We start from the raw sequence: 19994 nt of genomic DNA on the forward strand, positions 1-19994 counted from the left end.
CGGGCAGCAGCGGCCGGACGAACTCCCACTCGGCATCCGACAGTTCATGGCGACGTATCACAGCACCATGATCCACCAGCGGTGATCATTTGAAGACACTGCCTAGTGCGGGAACCACTCGGTCAGCAGGTCGGAATCGATGTCGCCGTACCGACTCAACGGAGAAGGAACGCGGTGGGGCCTCGTTCATGGGCACGAGAGGCCGGCCGCCGGGAAAAGAGACACGTCTTCCGCCCGCATGCTGACAGCGTGCCGATCAGGACTGCGCCCTCGTTCCGAAGAGGGGTCCCACATCCACAGCTCAGCCCCTTCCCGGGGAACACCAGAACCGGCCGGCTCGCGGGAAGAGGGCCCGGGTGGCGGTCCGGACCTCTCCCAAAGCCGGCCCTGCCGGGACTCGAGGGCCTCGACCGCACGCTCCCCCCTCCCGCAGCCAACGGAAAACGGCACGTTCGAACGCCACTCCCTCACCACAAGACCTCCGACCTCGAACGCCGCCCCTCCCGACGGCCAAGACTTCACCGAACGCCCCGCCGCCGGCTTGCACGCTGCGTGTTCACGTGATTACAGTCCGGCCGAGCGACCCGCTCGGTGTCCGACACCATGGCGGCGCGGCCTGCCCGGTGCCCAGGTTCCGGGTCGTCGTGTCGTCTTGCCGCGCTCCTCGAGAACGAGGCTGCCCACCGCCTTCTCTCCAGGGCCGGATGGTGCGCGGTCCGTGCGGCACCAGAGGTCCGAGGTTCTCTTTCCCGCCCCGGACCGACACGGGTGGAGGTCGGCGGTCGGGTACGCCCGCGTTCTCTCGCTCTGTCCGGCACACCCGTAGTCGGGCAAGCAAGGCGCCAACGCCGATGAGACATCGGCCGACCCAGCGGAGCGCGGTCCCGTGACGGAGACGACCAACACCTTCTTCATCCCCCTCGACCAGGCACAGGTCAGCCTCGTGGCCGCCGTGCTGCACCGGGCCGCCCGGGACTGCCGGGCCGTGGAAGCGCCCGGAATCTCGGCGAACGACCGCTCGGTGGTCACCCTCGGCCGCATGGCGGCGCGGTGGGCGGCCATCTCGGAGCGCGAGGAGCACTGCGATGTCGTCAGCCTCCACGGCGACCGGCTGTACGGCGTCTCGCTCACCCCGGAGGAGTGGTACCAGGTGCGAGCAGCGCTCAGCGAATACGCCGCGCGTCTGACGCGGGCCGTGGGCAACCCGCCGTCCCCGCACGAGAACCGCAGGCAGGCGACACGGGCCCTGCTCCTCGTGGACCGCATCACGGAGGTCATCACCCGTGACTGACAATCCCGTGGAGCCGGGCGGAACGGTGGAGGAGGAGACGACGGTCCCGGGGTGGCAGCCCGCCCCCTGGACACTGCCCCGCACCGCGGCGGTCGACAACCTCGCCGACGCCCTGCGCGGACACGGGCTCACAGAGGGCGGGGTGCGCGCGATGGCCCGGGCCGCCGTACGCCCGGACGACATGCGGCGGAGGCTCACGGACCCCGCCGAACTGAGGGTGCAGGGCGGGACCTTGCTGATCGCGGAGACACGGCTGTGGTCGGCGACCGTACTTCCCCACCCCGCGAACCCCCGGGAGTACGGGCACCGTCAGTACGCGCTGTCGGGCTCGGGGACGCGACGGTCCGCTCTGGTCGAACCACGGTCTGCCCCGGGCGGCACAGCGGAGTTGGAGATGCGCGCCGGAACACCGTCCAGCCTCGCCCAACGCCTGGAGGACGCGAAGGGCCGGCTGGTCCGGGACAACCCCCTGGCCCAGGACATCGCCGTCGAGGGAGTACTCCAGCCGCTGACCGTGGTCCCCCTGACGGTGGTGCACGAGAACGGCCATCCCGACTGCGCGCTGCTCATCGCGGCCGACGGGTCGAGCCGGATCAGCGCGGTGCACGAGCTCCTCGACTACCGGCCGGCGAAGATCGCGTACGAGTGGGGGGCAGACGATCGGAAGCTCCGCGGCGAGATCAGCCGCTGGGCCCGGCTGGTACGGAAACAGGGGTGGGCGGAGCTGACCGAGGACGAACGGTGCAAGATCCGCGCGCTCAGCGTCCCCGCCCGCGTGGTCGTGGGGTTCCTCCCCGACGCCCGTACGGGGCAGATGTTCCATACGGCTGTACGCAACTTCATCGGCCTCACCCACATCCGTCCGCCGCGCCCCTACGGGCCGGCCGTGGAGAACGAGGCGAAGGCGGACGCCGTCCTCGACAGTCTCGCCGAACCGGGACGGTCCACCACGGCCCACATCACGGAGGCGGAGAAGCGGTGGTTCGCCGGAACCACCTCCCGCGAAGAGCTGAAGACGGCCGGACTGGGCCATGAGCTGGACATCCGCGCGGAAGAGATCGTCCGCTCGCTGCTGGGCGGCGGGATCGGAACCGCGCGGCGGGTCAACGAGGGCATCCGGTCCCTCACCGCGAAACAGCGGCCGAAACGGGAGGAGCGCGTCGACGTCGCCGTGGAACTGATCCTGCGCCCGATGCGCACCGGGCTGAGCGACGACGCCAAGTTCGTCCGTCCGCGCCGCGCGGTGCTCCAGCGCGCGTACCGGCTGCCGGAGATCGAGGAACTGCGGGCCGAGGTGCGGTGGGAAGGCCCCGGAACGGACGGCCGCGCCCTGGAGAAACTGCGCGACGCGGCCCTGGACGAAGCGGACCGGGGCCTGGGCGACAGCGGCAGGCTCGGCCCCGCGCAGACCGAACTCGCGGTGAAGGCGGCCTACCACATGGCGATGGCCGAGCCGATGGCACTGCAGCGCGAAGTCTTCGGCGGCGGGGAGGAGGACGACGACCGGGGGGCCGCGACGGTGCTGCGGGCCATGCTGTCCCGGCGGCGCGGCATCCTCCAGGCGTACGAGGCCGTCCGGGCGGGACGGGCGGGCGAACGGCTCCACGAGGTGGACGAGAGCGGCAGCCTCATGGTCACGGCCGAGGGCCGGCCGAGAATCCTCACGGACGCGCTGGTGCGCCACGCCTACAGCGGCGGGCCGGTGCCGCTCGAAGACTCCCGAGTGGGTGGCAAAGCCGCCTCCGTGAGCTGGGCGTGCGTGCGGGAGAGCGTCGACAGGCTGCGCAGGGACGTGGACGGGATGGCACGCGTGCCCGTGGAAGAGGGCGGGCCGAGCTTCGTCTCCCAAGAGGGCTGGGACCCCTCTCAGGTGAAAGATGCGCGGGACGCTCTCGACCGCGTCAGCCGCAGGATCGCGGGATGGGCGGACCGGGCCGAGGAGCGGGCCGAGGCCGCGGCGACGGAGTCCTGATCTCCCGGTCCGTTCAGCCGCACCGGGCAATGCCTTCCTCAGCCCGGGCCAGGTACACCTCCAGCCCGCGCACACCGGTGGTGTCCTGCCGGATCGCCGTGTAGATGTCCCGGGCCGCCTCGCGGTCGGACTGGACGAGCAGGGAATCCGCCAGATCGAAGCGGAGGTCCAGCACTTCGTGGGCACGCAGGCCGTACTGATCCGCCAGGTCCGGCAGACGTTCCCTGAGCAGATCCACGGCCTTCGCCGGTTCCGTCCCGAGCAGGCGTCGCACCTCGTGGTGGAGGTCCTTGGCGTCGGCCCTCGGCCGATACGTGCGGGAGACGGTGCCGGGCAGCTCCACCCGAGGGCCGGTCAGCGGCACGTCCTCGGGTGCGAACGGCAGGCGGAAGGGGCGGGTGGGGTCCGGGAAGACGTAGTCACCCGGCGGATCGTCCCCATCGGCGGGCAGATGGACACGGAGGATCTTGTTGACCTCGTCCGCGTCGGCGGGACGGTCCGCCGGGTTCTTGGCGAGCAGGCGGTCGACGAGATCCAGTACCGCTCCGGGCAGTCCCTCGCGGAGCCCGCCCAGCGCGTCGGGTGTGACGGCGGTGTGCATGTGGCGGAGTGCGAACTCGTCTTCCTGGGGGAAGACCGCACGGCCCGCGAGCATCTCGTACAGCAGGCAGCCCAGGGCGTAGAGGTCGGACCTGCCGGTGACCTGTCTGCCCTCGTACTGTTCGGGCGACATGTATCCGGGGCTTCCCGGATTCCTTCCCGTCCTGGTGAGTCTGGTGTCGACGGCGGCCCCCTCCACCCGGGCGATGCCGAAGTCCAGGACCTTGGTGTGGCCCTGCTCGGAGACCATCACGTTGGAGGGCTTCAGATCGCGGTGCACGATACCCGCGCGGTGAGCGGCCGCGAGGACGGCACAGATGGGCACGATGATGCTGACGGCCACGGAGAGTTCGAGCGGACCGCACTCCTCCATCAGCTCGTCCAGGGTCGAACCCTGGACGAGCTCCATGACGAGATAGAAGTGCCCGTGTTCTTCTCCCACGTCGTAGACCGATGCCACCCCGGTGTTCGTGAACCGTGCCGCCACTCCCGCCTCCTGCTGGAAGCGCTTCAGCATCTCGTCCCGGTCCGGAATGGTCAGGGCCGCGGCGGGGTTCGCGAACTTCACCGCGACCACGCGGCTGAGCCTCACGTCATACGCCCGCCAGACCATCCCCATGCCACCGGCGCGCAGAGGTCCGTCGAGCCGGTAACGGGAGTTCAGGACGTGACCCTGCCGAATCTCAAACATGCCGTCGGTCTCTTCCCACGGTGCCTCAGCCCCGTCTGTCGTCGTCGATCGGGTCGGCCAGCCCGGCGGCCAGCGCGTCCGCCAGGCGGCGGGCGACGCGGCGGCCGTGCTCGGCTGCCTGGTCCAAGAGTTCGTCGAGCCGCGCGACGTCCCGGAAGGCACGGCCTATCCGGTGCTGCTCGGCCGGCTCCCGGACCGGGAGGAAGACACGCCCCGGATCGAGGCGGCTCGGCCGTCCGGTGGTCCCCGCCGAGGTTCCGGAACGTCCGACACCGGGTCCTCCGGTCAGCGCTCCGGCCAGGAACCAGGGGTCCAACAAGTCCCGCTCGGGACGCAGGACGGTGATGCTCTGTCCGACGGCGGCACCGTACTCCCGCGGATCGGCGGGACGCGCGCTCTGCGGCGAGCCGGCGAACACCAGGACGTCTCCCTCGCTGATGAGCTCGTTCTCGGGGGCGTACGTCCAGCGGCCCGGCGGCATGCGGGACTGTCCGTCGATCAGGTTGAGGAGCGGGACCCGTGCCTCCGCTCCGTCGGGTGCTTCCCGGGCGGAGGAACCGCGCCACATCCGCAGGGCACCGGAACGGCTGAGATCCTCCAGCGAGACGAGCACCTGCGGGTCGGCCGCCGGGACCTCCCTCACCGTGGGAAGGACATCCGTCAGCTCGGCCAGTGTCCGGAGCCAGTGGGTCCGGTCCTCCTCCAGCTGTACCGGATCGAAGGTCTCATCGGGGTCCGTGCGGACGTGGCGCGCGGGGGTGATGTCCACTTCCTCGTCGAGGAGTTCGATGACGGGGACCGCACTGGAGACGGCCAGGTCGAGTTCTGCTCCCGTCCGGAAGTGCCGCCACGCCTCGGTCACGGCGGTGTGCACGGTCTTCCAGTCCGTGCCGGTGGCACGGTTCTCCGAAGCCGCCTCGACCAACGGTTCCACGTCGACGAAGAGCACGTCGGAGGAGGGCGGCTCGTTGCTCGGCTGGGCGATCCAGAGGTGGGTTCCCAGGGAGTGGGTGGAGGCGGAGCCGGACGGCAGGGCCACGACCGCGCGCAGTGTCCCGCGTCGCAGCAGTTCGGCTCGGATGCGGCGGCCCGAGGACCTGGCCGCTGCCGCCGCCGGCATCAGGAAGACCGCGCTGCCGCCACCGTCCAGATGGGCCAGGCAGTGCTGGACCCAGGCGAGTTCGGGCTCCCCCTTCGGAGGCAGGCCGTAGGTCCACCGGGTGTCGTATCCCAGCTTCGAGCGGCCCCAGTCCCGCTGGCCGGACGGGAGGTTGCAGACGACGCCCCGCACCCGTGCGGCGGTGTGGGCGTCCTCCAGGAGAGAGTCCCCCGTGGCCACGGTGACGTCGTGGTACCCGTGGAGCCGCAGTCGCACGTCCGCGACCTCGGCGAGATCGGGCTGGATCTCCTGGCCGAACAGGGAGGCGGTGCCGTTCTCCGCGGCCTGGAGCAGGAGTCCGCCCGTCCCGCACGCGGGGTCCAGCACGGCGTCGGGTGCCGTGCCGTCCGCGGAGCCGGCCAGGGCACACATCAGCGACACCACCGGGGCGGGGGTCACCTCCGCCTGGCGGGCGTGCGCCTCCGTCCAGCGGCTGAGCAGTTCTTCGAACGCCTCGGCCGCGCCGAGGCGATCCCCGAGCGCGTCGACATGGACGCCCAGCTCCGGGGGCAGGCCGCCGGTGTCCGTCTCCGTCCGGTCGGAGTGCCGGGGCGGGTCCTCACCGAGCAGCCGGAACCCGACCGCGGCGAGTATTCCGCCGGGCCGTCCCGGGTCTCGCAGGGCGTCCATGGCCTGCCACACCTCGTCGACCGGCGAGAGTCTCACCGGTCGACCGTGGGCTTCGAGCCAATCCACCACTTCCGGCAGGGAGAACTGCGGACTCGCCGCCGTACCTCCTACCGGGGTGGGAAACTCCGCGTACCTCCGGCGCCAGTTGCTCACCGCCGCCGGCCCGACCCCGGCGATACGGGCGATCTCGGTCGCGGTGACCGTGACTCCGTTCGTCATGGTGATCCTCCTCGCGGGACATCTGCCGAGGATCATAACCCTAGTGATCGTTGATTCAAGTCACTCGAAAGAGTCTGTTGACGCCTTTCACAAAGAAATGCTCCTATGGGGTCCCGTCAAGGTCGATGCCATGGAGATCGCATGCCTGCGTGGACGCCACCCCGTGAGAGCACGTGGACCAGCGGACTGATCCGCGTGTTCGCGGGATCCTTCCTCCGCCCGAACGCCCACGGCAGCTGCCCCTACAAAGGAGCGCTGAAGGCCCGGACCGGGATCAGGCTGGCCCAGGGCCCGCTTCCCGCGTACAAGGCCGACCCCCGGGAGGGCTTCAACCTCGGGCCGCTCGGAGAGACGCTCGACCTGATCGAGTACGAGCACGCCGAACCCGAGGAAGCCCTCCGCAGGGCCCTGGCGGCCACACGGGAGCGGCCCCGGGCCGATCCGGGGCTCGCCTCCTGGACCCGCTCCGCGCTCGAACGCTACTTGGAGAACAGCACCCCGGGCCTGCGGCCGATCCCCTACTCCTGGGTGCTCGTCACCCGACTCAAGAAAACCGACGGCCGCGGCGCCCGACGCTACGAGCAGTGCGTCTGGGGACGCCCGTACGCCTCGGCCGACGGACGGGTGCGAGAACTGCGCGTCCCCGTCGCCAGGGCGCTGAGCGGACCCGGCAGGGAAGCCGCGGAGCACATCGGACACGCCGAACGGGCCGACCTCGCGGCGGCCGCGCAGGTCGTGGCCTTCGGCGAGCCCCACCGGTTACCGAACCGCTTCCACTGGAGCGACGCGGCACAACCCGTACGGGACATCGGCGAAGCGGCCTGGCGAGAACCCGAAGAAGTGAGGATCACCGAGGTCAGCTGCCTCGACGGGGAACGGCGCGAGGTACTCGCCGAAGGCCCCGAGGACGTGGCCCGGCGCTACGCCGCCCACGGCCTCCCGAAGCTGACCGCCGCCGTCTCCGCCGGCGTCTTCCTGCCCGGCCACGACTGCGAGGACTGCAAATACGCGCCCAGCTGCCCCGCTCTGCCCCGCCTCGGCGGCCTCCTGGCCATCGAGGAACGGAACCGGCCGCGCCGTACTTGGTCGATCACCAACGGACGGTCGTACGCCGGCCGTCCGGACCGCGACGAGAGCTGCCCCGCCCGGGAGCGGCTGCGCCGGCTCCGGCTGCCGGACCCCGAGGCCCGCGCCCTCACTCCTCATGTGGTCCGCGGCCACGCCGTGCACACCTGGATCCAGCAGCGCCACGAGGCCCACCCAGGAGTCGCCTGCCGTCCCGACGACGCCCCCGACGGCCGAACCTCCTGGTCGGCGGGGCGTTGGACGGTCCCGCCGGAGCAGGCGGACCTCGGTGCGCGGATGGTCGCCGCACACGCCCGCCACTGCCCGTACGGGCTCTCCACCGTCAGCGAACTGGTCCACGAACGCACCCTCGTGGTGCACGACACCGCCGCCGACGTGGTGGTGCTCGCCAAAACCGACACGCTCTATCTCGACGGCACCTCCTGGGTCTACCGGGAGACGAAGACGGACGCCCGGTCGGACCCCCCGCCGGAGACCGACCTCCTGCGCGAACGGCCGCAGCTCGCACTCGCCGTCCTGCTCAGCACCAGCCCGGTCCTCGGCGAGGACGTCTCCGCCACGCGGGTGGAGCTGGAGGTCCTCGGACCGCATGGCGCCCGGCTCACCGTCATCGACCCCTTCGACACCGAGATCCGCGCCTCGGCACGCCGGGTCGTACGGTCCCTGGCCTCCGACTGGCACGCGGACACCACCGCGATCGCCCGTCCGGGCCCGCACTGCAAGACCTGCGAGATGTCCGTCTGGTGCCGCCCCGGTCTTCCCGACCCGACGAAAGGCTGAGATGAATCCCGACCGGACAGTTCACATGGCCCGGTGGTCGGAGGCGGACGGCGTACTCCTGCTCCGGAGCGTCGCCACCGCCATGGTCCGCCTCAGCGAGGCCGGCGACCCGGGGGCGGCGTCTGCCGTGCCGTACCCCGAGGAGGCGCAGCGGGCCCTGAACACCACGGTCCTCACCTGCCTGCTGCTCAAGGCACGCCCTCCGGAGAGCCTTCCCGAACTCGTCGAATGGGCGGCATGCCGACCGCTGGACCAGTGGCCCGTCACACTTCCGCCCGACGTGGTGCCGCCGGAGGCTCGGCTCCTCTACGAAGCCACCCGGCAACCGACCCAGCTCTGCTACGAATGGGCCGTGGACGCGGAGGACTCCGCGGCCCAGTACTCCGGGCAGCACCACATGAGTGTCGTGGCCCAGCGGTGCCGCGAAGAGAAGTACCCGGAGGCGTACCGGGCCTTCCGTCTCCTGCTGGTGCGACGCCCCGTACTGACCCACCGTGAACTGGCCACCCTCCCCGCGGCGGCGGGCAGCGACCTGGGGTCGCTCGGCGACCTGCTGTACGACGTCTACCAGCCGGCACCGGCCGGCCATCTCGACCGGGAACGGCGCAGCTACGTCTCCTGCGCGCACTGCCACGGCCTGCTGCATCCGACGACCGGGGGCGGACTGTGGTGCGAGCAGCGGCGGTGCCGCGAGGCCGGCACCGTCCGGCGCGGACGCGAGTACCGGGCCGACGAGAACGGCGGAGTCCAGCTGCTGATCAGGCCGCTGCGGCAGTGGGTGTCGGCACCCGGCCTCATGGAGAAACGGCTGGCCGACCAACTGGCGAAGGTCGGGGCAGAGGTCGAACTGTGGCCCGGCTTCGGCGCGTACGGCATGCGCGTACGGTTTCCCGACGGCACGACTCTGGCCGTCGACTGCAAGGACTGGACGAGCCCGGCCCTGCTGGGCCGCCGGGCCGCCCCGCCGCCGCCCGACCCGCCGTACGACCGCTGCCTGTGGGTGATACCGGCCGGCCGACTCCGCGATCACCCCGGCTTCCGAGAGGTCTTCGAGCGCTACCGGCCATCCGCGTCGCCAGAACTCATGACCGACCGGGAACTGCTCCGCACCGCCCGGCGGCTCGTCGCCGCCGGCCGCCCGTACGAGGACATCGACCCGGCCGTGCCCGGGGAAGCACCGGAAGGACTGTTCTGATGCGTGACCGCAGCTCCTGGTTCGCCGAGCTCTCCCCTCGCGTCCGCGCCGCCTGGCCCAAGGACCGCGGCCCGATCCGAGCGACCCGTCTCTTCCGGGTGGAGCTGGGGCTCTACCTGCTGGAACGTCTCCGCCCCGGCGAGCCGGCCCGCGCCGCGTGGACGGTCCTCGGGGGCTATCCCTTCGCCCTGGTCGGGGACCGGACACCGGAACGGGAGAGGATGCTCCAGGTCGCCCGGCACCTGCTGTGGATGCTCCGGCGCCCCCGCACCTGGGAACGCGCACTCAGGCAGTACGCCTCCTTCCCCACCGAGATGCGCGGTTACCTGGTCACCGACCACGACGCGCCCGCCCGACGGCAGGAACCGGCCATCGCCTCCGATCGCTGGAAGACGTACGAACGGGCCCTCACCACCGCTCCCCCCTTCCACCTGCGGCAGCGGCTGAAGATCGCCAGGCCGGGAAGGTCCTACCGCTTCCCTCAGGGCAAGCTCCTCACCTCGGTCCGGCTGCCCGAGCACCTCCCGGTCGGCACCGCCCGGCCGCACGGCCTCCTGCGCCCTCCCGGGGCGGGGCGTCCGATCGAGACGACCTGGGACGAACTGCTGGCGACCGCCGCGTGGATGGACGAGCGGTTGAGGATCACCGACCCGCGCAAGACCTGGCACAACCGGGTGCAGCGAGTCGAACTGGACCTGCTCGATCCCGAAGGAACGGCCTACCGGCCGAGCCGGAAGCTGTCCGTCGACGGCCTCTTCCATCTGGTGGGCATGGTCGGCGCCGGCAAGAGCACGCTGCGGGACGTGCTCACCGTCCAGGCCGCCCGCGAAGGACGGAAGGTGACCATCGTCGTGGGGGACGTCGCCGAGCAGCTGACGCTGGTGGCCCTCTTCCGTACGCTGAAACTGAAGGTCGCCCCCGTCCTGGGGTCCTCCACCCGTGCCCGTAACACCCAGCGCATGCACCGCAGGCTCGCGGGCGCCGGCGCGACGTCCCTGCTCGGCCACAAGGCCAGGCACTTCACCTATCTGAGCACCGCCTGCCCGCTCGACGCCCTGCGCGGTACCGAAGCATCCCAGCCCCTGGACATCCTCGAATCGCCTTGTACCCGCCTGTACTCCGCGGACCCGCGGAAGGCCACGCCGAAACCGGCCGGGGCGAACGTGCCGACCCCGGAATCACCGACCGCCGACGAGCCCGGCGAGACGAGCACCGGCCGATCGGACACCGGGCACGGATGTCCCCTGTGGTCCGAGTGTCCCCGGCAACGCGGCGCCCACGACCTGGTCGACGCGGACATCTGGGTGGCCAACCCCGCCAGCCTCCTCTACGGACTGGTCCCCCGGCACCAGAACCGGGAACGGGCCCGGTTCCTGGAGGCCGCCTGCGTCCGGAGCGACCTGATCATCGTGGACGAGGCCGATCGCGTGCAGATGCAGCTCGACTCGATGTTCGTGCCTTCCGCCACCCTCGTCGGACGCGCACCGGACTCCTGGCTCGACGAACTGCAGGCCCACACGACCGACGAGTTCGCCCGGAACGGGCGCCTGCAGCTGTCGGACACGGACGTGGACCGCTGGTCCTCCGCCCTGACCGCGTCGATCGCCGCCACCAACCGGCTGTACTCGATGCTGATGCGCCACCGCAAGCTCCGCACCTGGGTGCAGGCCGACTACTTCAGTACGTGGACCCTCCAGCAGAAGCTGGTCGAGGACTGGTTCCGGGACCGCCCCGCCTCCGACGGCCACAACGCCCAGGACGAGGCCGATGACGAGACGGACGACGAATTCGAGGAGGATCTCTCCGAGGAGGACGACCCGGACGGCACCGATGCCCACGACACCCCAGAGGACGAGGAACCGACGGACCCGCACGGCGCGCGCCGTGCCGCGGTCATGGAGGTGCTGGACGCCTTCCGCGACGAACCCCTCGGAGGCGTCCGGCCCGGCTCCCCCGAGCTCGCCGAACTGGTGGGTCTCGCCCACGATCTGCTGCACACCCTGGACGAGGACCGCACCCGCGTCAGGGCCACTGCCACACTGCGGAAGCTGTCCGGGGTCGACCCCGCCTCCGCGGACGAGCTCCACGACAAGACCATGCGGTTCGAGTTCACCCTGCTGCTCGGGGTGCTCCAGCAGCGCCTCGACGTCCTCACCGAGCTGTGGCCGACGGTGGAGGCCGCGCTCAACCTGGAATCGACGGACAACCAGCTGTCCCGCCGGCCCCCGCTCGACTACGGCCCCCTCGTCCCGGAGTCCCCGATGGGCAACATCCTCGGATTCCAGTTCCTCACCGAGGAACCGGACGCCGTACCGGGCTCCGGAAGCGCCATACTCCGCTTCTTCCGCTGCGCCGGGGTGGGCCGGTCCCTGCTGACCTCACTGCACGAGGTGTCCTCGCTCGACGGCGCCCCGTCGGCCAACGTCCTCCTGATGTCGGGGACCAGCTGGGCGGGCACCGCGGTGGGCGCCCACGTACTGGCGCCGGTCCGCGCCATCCTGAAGTCCTCCCCCAAGGAACGCAGTGCGCTGCGCCGCACCTCCTTCCGGAAGATCTTCATCCCGGGGCCCGACGGGAAGCCCCTCCACCTGTCCGGCATGCGGCCCGACCGCCGGCCCAAGGTCCTGGAGCTGATGCTCGAAGGTCTCGCCCGGCCCCGGGGAGACCAGCTCCAGAGCGACTTCGAACAGGAACTGAACCTGATCGGGAGCGCCAGGAGGAAGCGCCTGCTGGTGCTCGTCGGCTCCTACGAGGAAGCCCGCCGGGGCTTCCAGCTCCTCGACGGCATCCCCCGATGGAAGGGAAAGGTGCGCCGGCTGATCGCGGACGACGCGGAGCTGGAGATCTCCTTCGGTGGGGCCACGCCGGGAGACCCGTCCACGGTGACCGAGCCCGGAACGCTCCGGCGCGGTGACGTCGCCTCCTTCGGATCCATGGATGCCGAGATCCTCATCGCACCACTCATGTCCGTGGAACGCGGGCACAACATCCTGAACGACGCCGGACAGGCGGCGATCGGCTCGGTCTTCTTCCTGGCCCGGCCCCACCCCCGCCCGCACGACATCGGTCTGGCGGTCCAGGGCATCAACAGCTGGGTGACCCGCCTGGTGGACGGCGACGGATTCGACGAGTTGGTCTCCTCGGCTCCGGACCTCAACCGGGCCGGACGCACCTTCCGCCGGGAGGCACGCGCCCGGTGGCGTCACCTGCTCACCCGGAGAATGGCCTGGCGGCATCTGAATGACGAGGACAAGGCCGCTTTCACCTGGGACCGGCTGGTCGTGATGTGGCAGGTGATCGGACGTCTGGTACGGGGCGGGGTCCCGGCCCGGGTCGTCTTCGTGGACTCCCGCTTCGCCGAACGCGAGGCCGCCGGCCTGGGGCCCGACACCTTCCGCACCGGACTGCTCGCCAGCATGGTCCACGTCCTGGCCCCGTACTTCGACGACGCCGGACCGCTCCCCCTCGATCAGCGGCAGCTGGTGCAGACCCTCTACGAGCCCCTCTACCTGGCACTCAAGAACGTCCCCACCCACCAGCCGGACGCACCGCGCCGCGCGACATGAGGAACCCCGTGATCCGCTACGACACCATCAGACTCGCCGGTTACGTCCCCGACCCGGACGCCGAGTGGACCGTCCCCTACTACACGCTGGCCCTCCCCCGGCCCCAGCGGAAGCTGCTCCTCGACCTCTACCGCCTGGGACTCAAGCGACCGGACGACTGCCTCGCCGTCCCGGTCGGCCGTCTCAACTCCCTCTTCCAGGCCCTGGCACCCGAAGTGGTCTCGGTGGCGAAATGGCTCGACGTCTCCCACGACGAGCCCTGGCTGTACGCCCGCGACCCCGTGCCCGCCGACGTCTTCGCGACACTGATGCACGCCTGGGTGAACGACCTGCGTCCCGAGCCCGAGCACCGGCAGGCGGTCCGTGAGGCGCTCGACGCGTTACGCCCCGGCGAACTCCGCTGGGAGCGGTGCGAAGTCCCCATGCTGGCCCGGACGCCGACGCCCGCCGGTACGGCGCAACCGGACGGGCGGCTCTACCAGTTGCTCCCCGACGCTCTCGCCGGTCTGGCCCTGGACCTGGCCCCGTTCTCCTACCCCGGCGGATCCCTGGGATTCCGCGGTGTGGCCCGACGGCCCTCCGACCGGGGTGCCGAACTGCTCTCCTGGCCGCCCGACCGGTACGAGGACCGCGACGGGCGGACGTGGTGGTTCTCGGCCCTCCTCACGCTGACCCTCCAGACCGTCCCGTTCTCCCCGGAGTTCCGGGTCCACCTGCGGTGCGGTGTCCGGCGATGGGCGACTCGGACGGGGCCGAACGGCCTGTACCTCCCGCCCCGGCGCGCCGCCTCGGTCTACCTGCTGGCGAACGCGCCGTGGATCGACGACGGTACGGAGAGCCGGGCCTCCGCCCGCTTCTCGGTGGGACGCCTCCGGTATGACCGCGCACTCCGCACCCGCCGATGGGAGGCGGGCGGGCCCGACGGAATGCTCTCCCGGTTGCGGCTCCGGCAGCCGTTTCCCCAACCCGACAACCTCATCGGCGACCCGACCCGCTGGCTCGCCGGTACGGGGGGAGTCACCGCCGCCGTGGTGCACAGTGCTCCGATGGGCTCGCACGGGGTGAAGGCCGGCTTGATGCCCGGTGATCGCGTCCCGCTCACGGAATGGTTCGAGCAGGCCCTGCCCGAAGGGCTGGTCCGGACCCCGGACCCGGTGCGGGCGAACCGCCGGCCCGCCGTGCGGAGACCGGCCGGGCGGCGTACCGGGGAAGTCCTCGACCCGGACACGCGGGAAACCACGGACCGCCGCCGGGACATGGCCGAACTGCTGGCGGGAGAGCCCTTCCGGGCCGAATTCCTCTGGCTCACCGAGCCCATCAGGGACGCGGGCGTCCAGGCACTCGCCACCCTGCTCGGCCTCGACGGGGAACCCGTGCGGAAACCCGCCGGGGAGGCGTCCTCCTCTGACGGGGAGACGCTCTCGTGGCAGACACCCGAGCTCTCGGTGGAACTGCGCCTGGCGCGTATCGGCGGACTCGCCGACAGTCTCGCGCTCTCCCCCGTCGATCAGAGGAGGACCAGCGCCCTGCACGCGGCCATCGCGGACCGCCGCGCCCAGGTCGTACGGCGTCTGCCCGCCGCGTCGGCGGGCGACCGCGTCTCGCTCACCCTGCTGGAGATCCATCCCAAGGACGCCTACGTTCCGCGCTCCGCCGATCCCAAGTTCGCCCTGCGGCTGGGGTTCCGGGACGCGAAGCGGGTGACCCAGTTCGTGGTGAACCCGCGCCGGGTGCCGGGCAAGCCCGCGAAAGCGGACGAGGCCCGGGCCAGGAAGCTCGAAGCGTGCTGGACGGACGGCTTCCGTCAGCTCGGCCACCGCGCCGTACCCGCCCACGGTCTCGGTCCGGAGATCCCCGCGGACACGCAGTACGCCGCCCTGTGGCTGGTCAAGCGGCGCCGGGACGGACCGACCCGCCGGGCGGACCTCGTGCCGATCGCCGTCCGTGTGCGCCCCGACGACCCCGCCCCGGAGCGCATCACCGGCTGGGACGTCAGGACCGGCGAGTGGGTCCCGTACCCGATGCTCCTGATGCGCCTGGCCGAATCGGCCGAACTGCCGACCGCCGACGATCCCGACGATCCCGACGAGGAGCCGCTCCCCGAAGGCACGGGCAGCCCCGCGGGGACGGAAGACGGCGACACCCCCGATCAGGACGAGGACCAGAACGGCCCCACCGAACGGCATCGGAGGATCGTGGCGGACGCCGTGCAGGAAGTCCTGTTCGGCCTGCGCGACCGCCCGACCCTGCTGCTGGTCCACGCCCAGAACGCCCGCCGGCTGTGGCCGTGGCTGCAGGACGGCCACATCGAGCCGGACAGGGTCCGGATCCACGGCCGGCCGGCCCAGCGGCTCGCCGTCCAGGGCCCCGGCCTCCGCCTGGTCCGGGTCCGGGAAGGCACCGACACCGAAACCCCCCAGTGGTGGGGCCACGGACCGCAGACCTCGGACGATGGAGAAGAGGAGGAGAGGGTCGGCATCGCCACCGGGCTGTGGAGACCGCCTGGCCACGCCCCGCGGAACCGGGTGTTCGGTAGCACCGGCGAGAAGGCGGGGCCAGGTACGAAGGCGTCCGTCATGGCATCGCGCTGGGCCTTCCGCGCCTACACCAGGAAGGGGAAGACGGGTTCCACGATCGACACCGATCGGCCGGCGTGGAACCCCGGACTGCTGGAGATCGTCGTCGCGGGATGCCTGCCCGACGACGACCCCGAGCTGTGGGCGACTCTCGCCCACCGGCTGCGGCAGTCGCCCGGACGGGCACCCCTGCTCGCCCTGCCGCTCCCGCTCCACCTGGCTCGCAAGGCCACCGAGTACGTCCTGCCCACCACCCGGGACCAGCCGACGGAGCCCGAAGAAGACGACGGAGCCGTTCAGCTCTGCTTCGACCTAGGAGTGATCGCCCCATGAGCAACACCGACCTCCACGGCATGTGGGCCGACGCCCACGTCTCCTACTCCGCGCCGACGGGGCCGGGCATCGCCCACCGCTCCGACCCGCTCGCCGAACAGGCGGCGGCGTGGAACACCCGGCTGACCGAAGCCGCTCCTCAAGGAGCCCTGCTGACCGACAACGCCATGTTCGCGTCGCTGCGCGGCGGGAGCACCCAGCACCTGCTCCACGTCACCCACTCCTTCGACCGCATCATGCACGACGGCGCGCTCCGGCCGTCGGGCGGCTGCCTGGTGGGAAGCCTCTACTGCGCACCGCTCACGCCCACGTCCGGAGGACTGCGCATGCACAACCTCGCCGAATACGTCCTCACCAGGGAGGCACCCGCCTCCCTGGCCCGCTCCCCGTTCTCCGGGCAGGTCACGACCCCGTTGGTCCTGGAGGTCACCACGCCGCGCCACGGCTACCGCGGCCTGGCCGGCATCGACTACCTCCGGCTGGGCTCGATCCACCTGCACAACTACCGCGAGCTGGAGGACCTCCTGGGACCCGCGGAACGGTGTGAGCTCCGCGAGGCGGTGGTGAGCCGGGTGAGGAACTCGGCGGACTTCCTCGGCCTGGCGGCCGCCATCGCCCACCGGCCGGAACCGGCGGAGCACGAGGCGTTCCCCCGCCTCCTCTCCGAGACCATTCCCCGGCTCCCCGTCCTGGGCTACGTCTACTTCGAGGCCCTGTCGGAGTACCTCATGCTGTACTCCCGCTCGCCCCACACCCAGCGGTTGGCGGAGCGGGGAGAATTCAACAACTGGCTCTACAAGAAAGTGCTGTTCGAGGGGTTCCCCGGAACAGCGGGCCACTTCGACCTGGCGCGGTTCCGTCCCGGCTTCGCCCTCCTGGAAAAGATCCTGGCCCAGGTGGACCCGAGCATCGAGGCGGCCCATGCCCGAGCTCATCTCACCGCACGGATCAGCCACCTGACCACCGCTCGTTTCCTCGGACCGGAACAGGCCCCCGAGCAGTGGCATCGCATCCGGTGGGACTTCGACCACGTCGCGGAGGCCTTCGGCCCGCTCCTGGGGCACCTCATCCACCGCGAGCTGCGCCGCTTCCACCGGTACCCGGACTTCTACCACTTCTTCGACACGCGCAAGGCCGTCCAGGCATGGAACTACTGGAACCACATGGACATCGCACTGCCCTTCAACGGGACCATTCCCAAAGGGGAGATCGGCATCAATCCCGCCTACTCCGAGCTGGACTACCGGGTCTGGCGGGCGGAACTCGGCGACGACGGCCTTCTCCACCCGGTGCAGGAGGTCCCCCTGCGACTGACGCCCCGACTGGTCGACACCCAGCACACCCTGATGCGTGACAGCCGGACGGCGGGCAGGCGCGACATCCCGCGGAAGACCCGACGGCTGGCCGACTCGGTTCTCTGACGGCGAGCACGCCCAGGCGGAGAAGCGGGGTGCTTCCCGGTCCGAACGGGTGGGCCCGGCCCCCGCCGACCGCGCCCATGGTGAATCCCCAAACCGATGACCTGGGGATTCACCATTCTCCGACCTCGGCGAGAACCATCCGGGGGCCTTCGGCAGGGCAGCTTCGCTCCCCTTCCTCTGCCGCCTTCTCTCTTTCTTCTTTCCGGGATCCGTCACATCTCCGGGAGCGCGTCCGTCAGTCCTGTGAACGCGCCGAACGGAGCGAGAACGAAGCGATGAGGAGAGACACCATGACGAAGCCCTCGATCTCCCGGATGCCGAACCCCGGCGAGTTCGTGCCGGAGCTGGCCGACATCAGTGCCGCGCTGTTCCGGGCGACCGGGAACCAGTCGGTGCCGCGGACCACGATCAACCTGGTGCACCTGCGGGCCGGACAGATCGTCCACAACACCTATCTGACGGTCCTGAACACCGGGTTCCTGCGGAAGGCGGGCGAGTCCGAGGAGCGGATCACCGCCGTCGCCTCCTGGCAGGACGCCCCCTTCTTCACGGAGGCCGAGCGGGCGGCGCTCGCCCTGGTGGAGGCCACCCTCCAGCCCGCTCCGCACGGCCGGGAGCGCGTCTCCGACGAGCTGTACGCCGAGGCCGCCCGGCACTACGACGACAAGGCGCTGGCCACCCTGACCGTCGCGATCGGCCAGATCGGCTTCTTCATCGCGCTCGCCGTCATCGGCAAGCCGCAGCCGGTCACCTCGCTCGCCGCCGAGCAGTGGGACTGACCGCCGGACGAGTCGGGGGACGGGGCCCCGGGCGGGCCGTCGGACGGGCCTTGTCGGAGCCGGGGGTCACGGTTCCCGGCATGGCGATCAGACCTTCGACGCGGTGGCGTGACCGGCTGGACGACGAGGCGGCCCGGCTCCGGGCCGGGACCCTCTGGCGCTGAACGCGATCAACGAGGGGCACGGCGTCGCCGTCGAGGGGCTCGCCGCCCGGCGCGGCATCGACCGCACCGAGATCACCGACGACTGGCGCGACTGGTGACGGTCACGAGCCGCTGCCCTCGGCGAGGGTGTGGGCGACGAGGGCGTTGGCGTGGCCGTGGCCGAGGCCGTGCTCGGACTTGAGCCACCCGACCAGTTCCATGTGCCTGGTCAGCGGGGAGGAGCGGATGAGCTCCTTCCACTCGGCGATCGGGCGGCCGTACTTCTTCTCGATCGAGGGGAAGTAGCTGGCGGGGCCCTTCACGGCGTCGGTCATGGGTGCCTCGTTCCGTAGGTGGTGGATCCTGCTGATGACGGTGCGGGAAGAGCGCGGTCGGGCCGTGGCCGGCGGGGGCCGCGAGGAGAGAGCGATGGTACGGGGGGAGCGTCTCGGTCGTGACGGGCCTTCCTCACCGCGGGGTTGTCGCTCATATGACCGACGCGATCGAGCGGACTCATCGCCCCGGCGGTGTGTCCTGGGTCACCTTCCGGGGCCGTGGGGGTGCCTAGGATGGCCGCATGGCGCTGACCGTGGGGGACGTGGAGCTGTTCGAGCGGGCGCGGCCGCGCCTGGAGGCCATCGGGTACCGGCTGCTCGGCTCGGCGGGGGAGGCGGAGGACGCCGTGCAGGAGACGTTCCTGCGCTGGCAGGCCGCCGACACCGGGCGGATCGAGGTGCCCGAGGCGTGGCTGACGAAGGTCCTCACCCACTACTGCCTGAACCAGCTGACGTCGGCGCGGGCCCGGCGCGAGACGTACGTCGGGCAGTGGCTGCCGGAACCGCTGCTCGCCGGGGACCCGATGCTCGGCCCCGCCGACACCGCCGAGCAGCGGGACTCGGTGTCGTACGCCGTGCTGGTGCTCCTGGAGCGGCTGTCGCCGAACGAGCGGGCGGTGTACGTGCTGCGGGAGGCGTTCGGCTACCCGCACCGGGAGATCGCCGCGATCCTTGACGTCAGCGAGGCCGCCAGCCAGCAGATCCACCACCGGGCCCGCAAGCACGTGGCGGCCGGGCGGGCGCGGACCGAGATCGACGGGGCGGCGGCGCGGCGGGTCGTCGAGGAGTTCCTGGCCGCCGCGACCAGCGGCCGTACCGAACCGCTGATCCGGCTGCTCACCTCGGACGCGGTGGCCGTCGGCGACGGCGGCGGCAAGGTCCCGGCGCGGGCGAAGGCGTTCGAGGGCGCGGTGGCGGTGGCCACGTTCCTGCGCGGCCTGTTCAAGCCGGGTCCGGCGAAGCGGAAGCTGGTCGGCGGGGTGCCGGAGATCCACGTGGTCTCGGCCAACGGCGGGCCCGCCTTCCTGGCGGTCGTGGACGGCCGGATCGTCGGGGTGAGCTGCCTGGAGGTCACGCCGGACGGCGTCGTCGCGGTGCGCAGCCAGGTCAACCCGGACAAGCTGGAGCGGGCGAACGCGTGGTGGCGGGGGCGGGAGGACGAGCCGCTGTACGTGCTCTGACCCGCCCCGCGCATGGTGTGATGCAGGTCACGTCTCA

The 19994-nt window shown here is 71.3% G+C and carries 12 protein-coding genes; 9 read left to right on the forward strand and 3 right to left on the reverse strand.

The window, feature by feature from the left end; translation table 11 throughout:
- Positions 1-886 precede the first annotated feature (886 nt).
- Positions 887-1291: a hypothetical protein gene (locus IE219_RS25210; protein WP_189981472.1), complete on the forward strand. Its 405-nt coding sequence runs from the start codon at positions 887-889 to the stop codon at positions 1289-1291.
- Positions 1284-3263 carry a hypothetical protein gene (locus IE219_RS25215; RefSeq protein WP_189981473.1) on the forward strand — a complete coding sequence of 660 codons (1980 nt, stop codon included), beginning with the start codon at positions 1284-1286 and terminating at the stop codon, positions 3261-3263. The genes IE219_RS25210 and IE219_RS25215 overlap by 8 nt, the downstream gene beginning before the upstream one ends.
- A gap of 13 nt (positions 3264-3276) precedes the next feature.
- On the opposite strand, the gene IE219_RS25220 is transcribed toward IE219_RS25215, so the two are convergent.
- Complete coding sequence (locus IE219_RS25220) at positions 3277-4554, reverse strand: serine/threonine-protein kinase (RefSeq protein WP_268256860.1); 1278 nt, start codon at positions 4552-4554, stop codon at positions 3277-3279.
- A 25-nt stretch (positions 4555-4579) separates the two neighbouring features.
- Positions 4580-6379, reverse strand: coding sequence for an HsdM family class I SAM-dependent methyltransferase (locus IE219_RS25225; RefSeq protein ID WP_189981477.1), 1800 nt, complete (start codon positions 6377-6379; stop codon positions 4580-4582).
- A 378-nt stretch (positions 6380-6757) separates the two neighbouring features.
- Here IE219_RS25225 and IE219_RS25230 point away from each other — a divergent pair, with 378 nt between their 5' ends.
- The 6 genes from IE219_RS25230 (at position 6758) to IE219_RS25255 (ending at position 18298) form a co-directional block, all read left to right on the forward strand.
- Positions 6758-8428, forward strand: coding sequence for a PD-(D/E)XK nuclease family protein (locus tag IE219_RS25230; protein ID WP_189981479.1), 1671 nt, complete (start codon positions 6758-6760; stop codon positions 8426-8428).
- Between the two features lie 25 nt (positions 8429-8453).
- A complete protein-coding gene (locus tag IE219_RS25235) occupies positions 8454-9623 on the forward strand; it encodes a pPIWI_RE_Y domain-containing protein (RefSeq protein ID WP_189981481.1) in 1170 nt (389 codons plus the stop codon).
- Positions 9623-13189, forward strand: a complete 3567-nt coding sequence (locus IE219_RS25240) for a pPIWI_RE_Z domain-containing protein (RefSeq protein WP_189981483.1) — start codon at positions 9623-9625, stop codon at positions 13187-13189. Before IE219_RS25235 ends, IE219_RS25240 begins: the two co-directional genes overlap by 1 nt.
- A gap of 8 nt (positions 13190-13197) precedes the next feature.
- A complete protein-coding gene (locus IE219_RS25245; RefSeq protein WP_189981485.1) occupies positions 13198-16098 on the forward strand; it encodes a pPIWI_RE module domain-containing protein in 2901 nt (966 codons plus the stop codon).
- On the forward strand, positions 16095-17519 hold the full coding sequence (locus IE219_RS25250; protein WP_189981487.1) for a hypothetical protein: 1425 nt from the start codon (positions 16095-16097) through the stop codon (positions 17517-17519). The genes IE219_RS25245 and IE219_RS25250 overlap by 4 nt, the downstream gene beginning before the upstream one ends.
- 290 nt (positions 17520-17809) lie before the next feature.
- A complete protein-coding gene (locus tag IE219_RS25255) occupies positions 17810-18298 on the forward strand; it encodes a carboxymuconolactone decarboxylase family protein (protein ID WP_189981489.1) in 489 nt (162 codons plus the stop codon).
- Between the two features lie 265 nt (positions 18299-18563).
- Here the strand turns inward: IE219_RS25255 and IE219_RS25260 are convergent, their stop codons facing one another.
- Positions 18564-18776 carry a DUF4287 domain-containing protein gene (locus IE219_RS25260; protein ID WP_189981491.1) on the reverse strand — a complete coding sequence of 71 codons (213 nt, stop codon included), beginning with the start codon at positions 18774-18776 and terminating at the stop codon, positions 18564-18566.
- Between the two features lie 242 nt (positions 18777-19018).
- On the opposite strand from IE219_RS25260, the gene sigJ reads away from it, so the two are divergent.
- On the forward strand, positions 19019-19957 hold the full coding sequence (sigJ, locus tag IE219_RS25265; RefSeq protein ID WP_189981493.1) for an RNA polymerase sigma factor SigJ: 939 nt from the start codon (positions 19019-19021) through the stop codon (positions 19955-19957).
- The last annotated feature ends 37 nt before the right edge of the window (positions 19958-19994 follow it).

The sequence above is a fragment of the Streptomyces termitum genome (genome assembly GCF_014650175.1).
GTDB lineage: Bacteria > Actinomycetota > Actinomycetes > Streptomycetales > Streptomycetaceae > Streptomyces > Streptomyces termitum.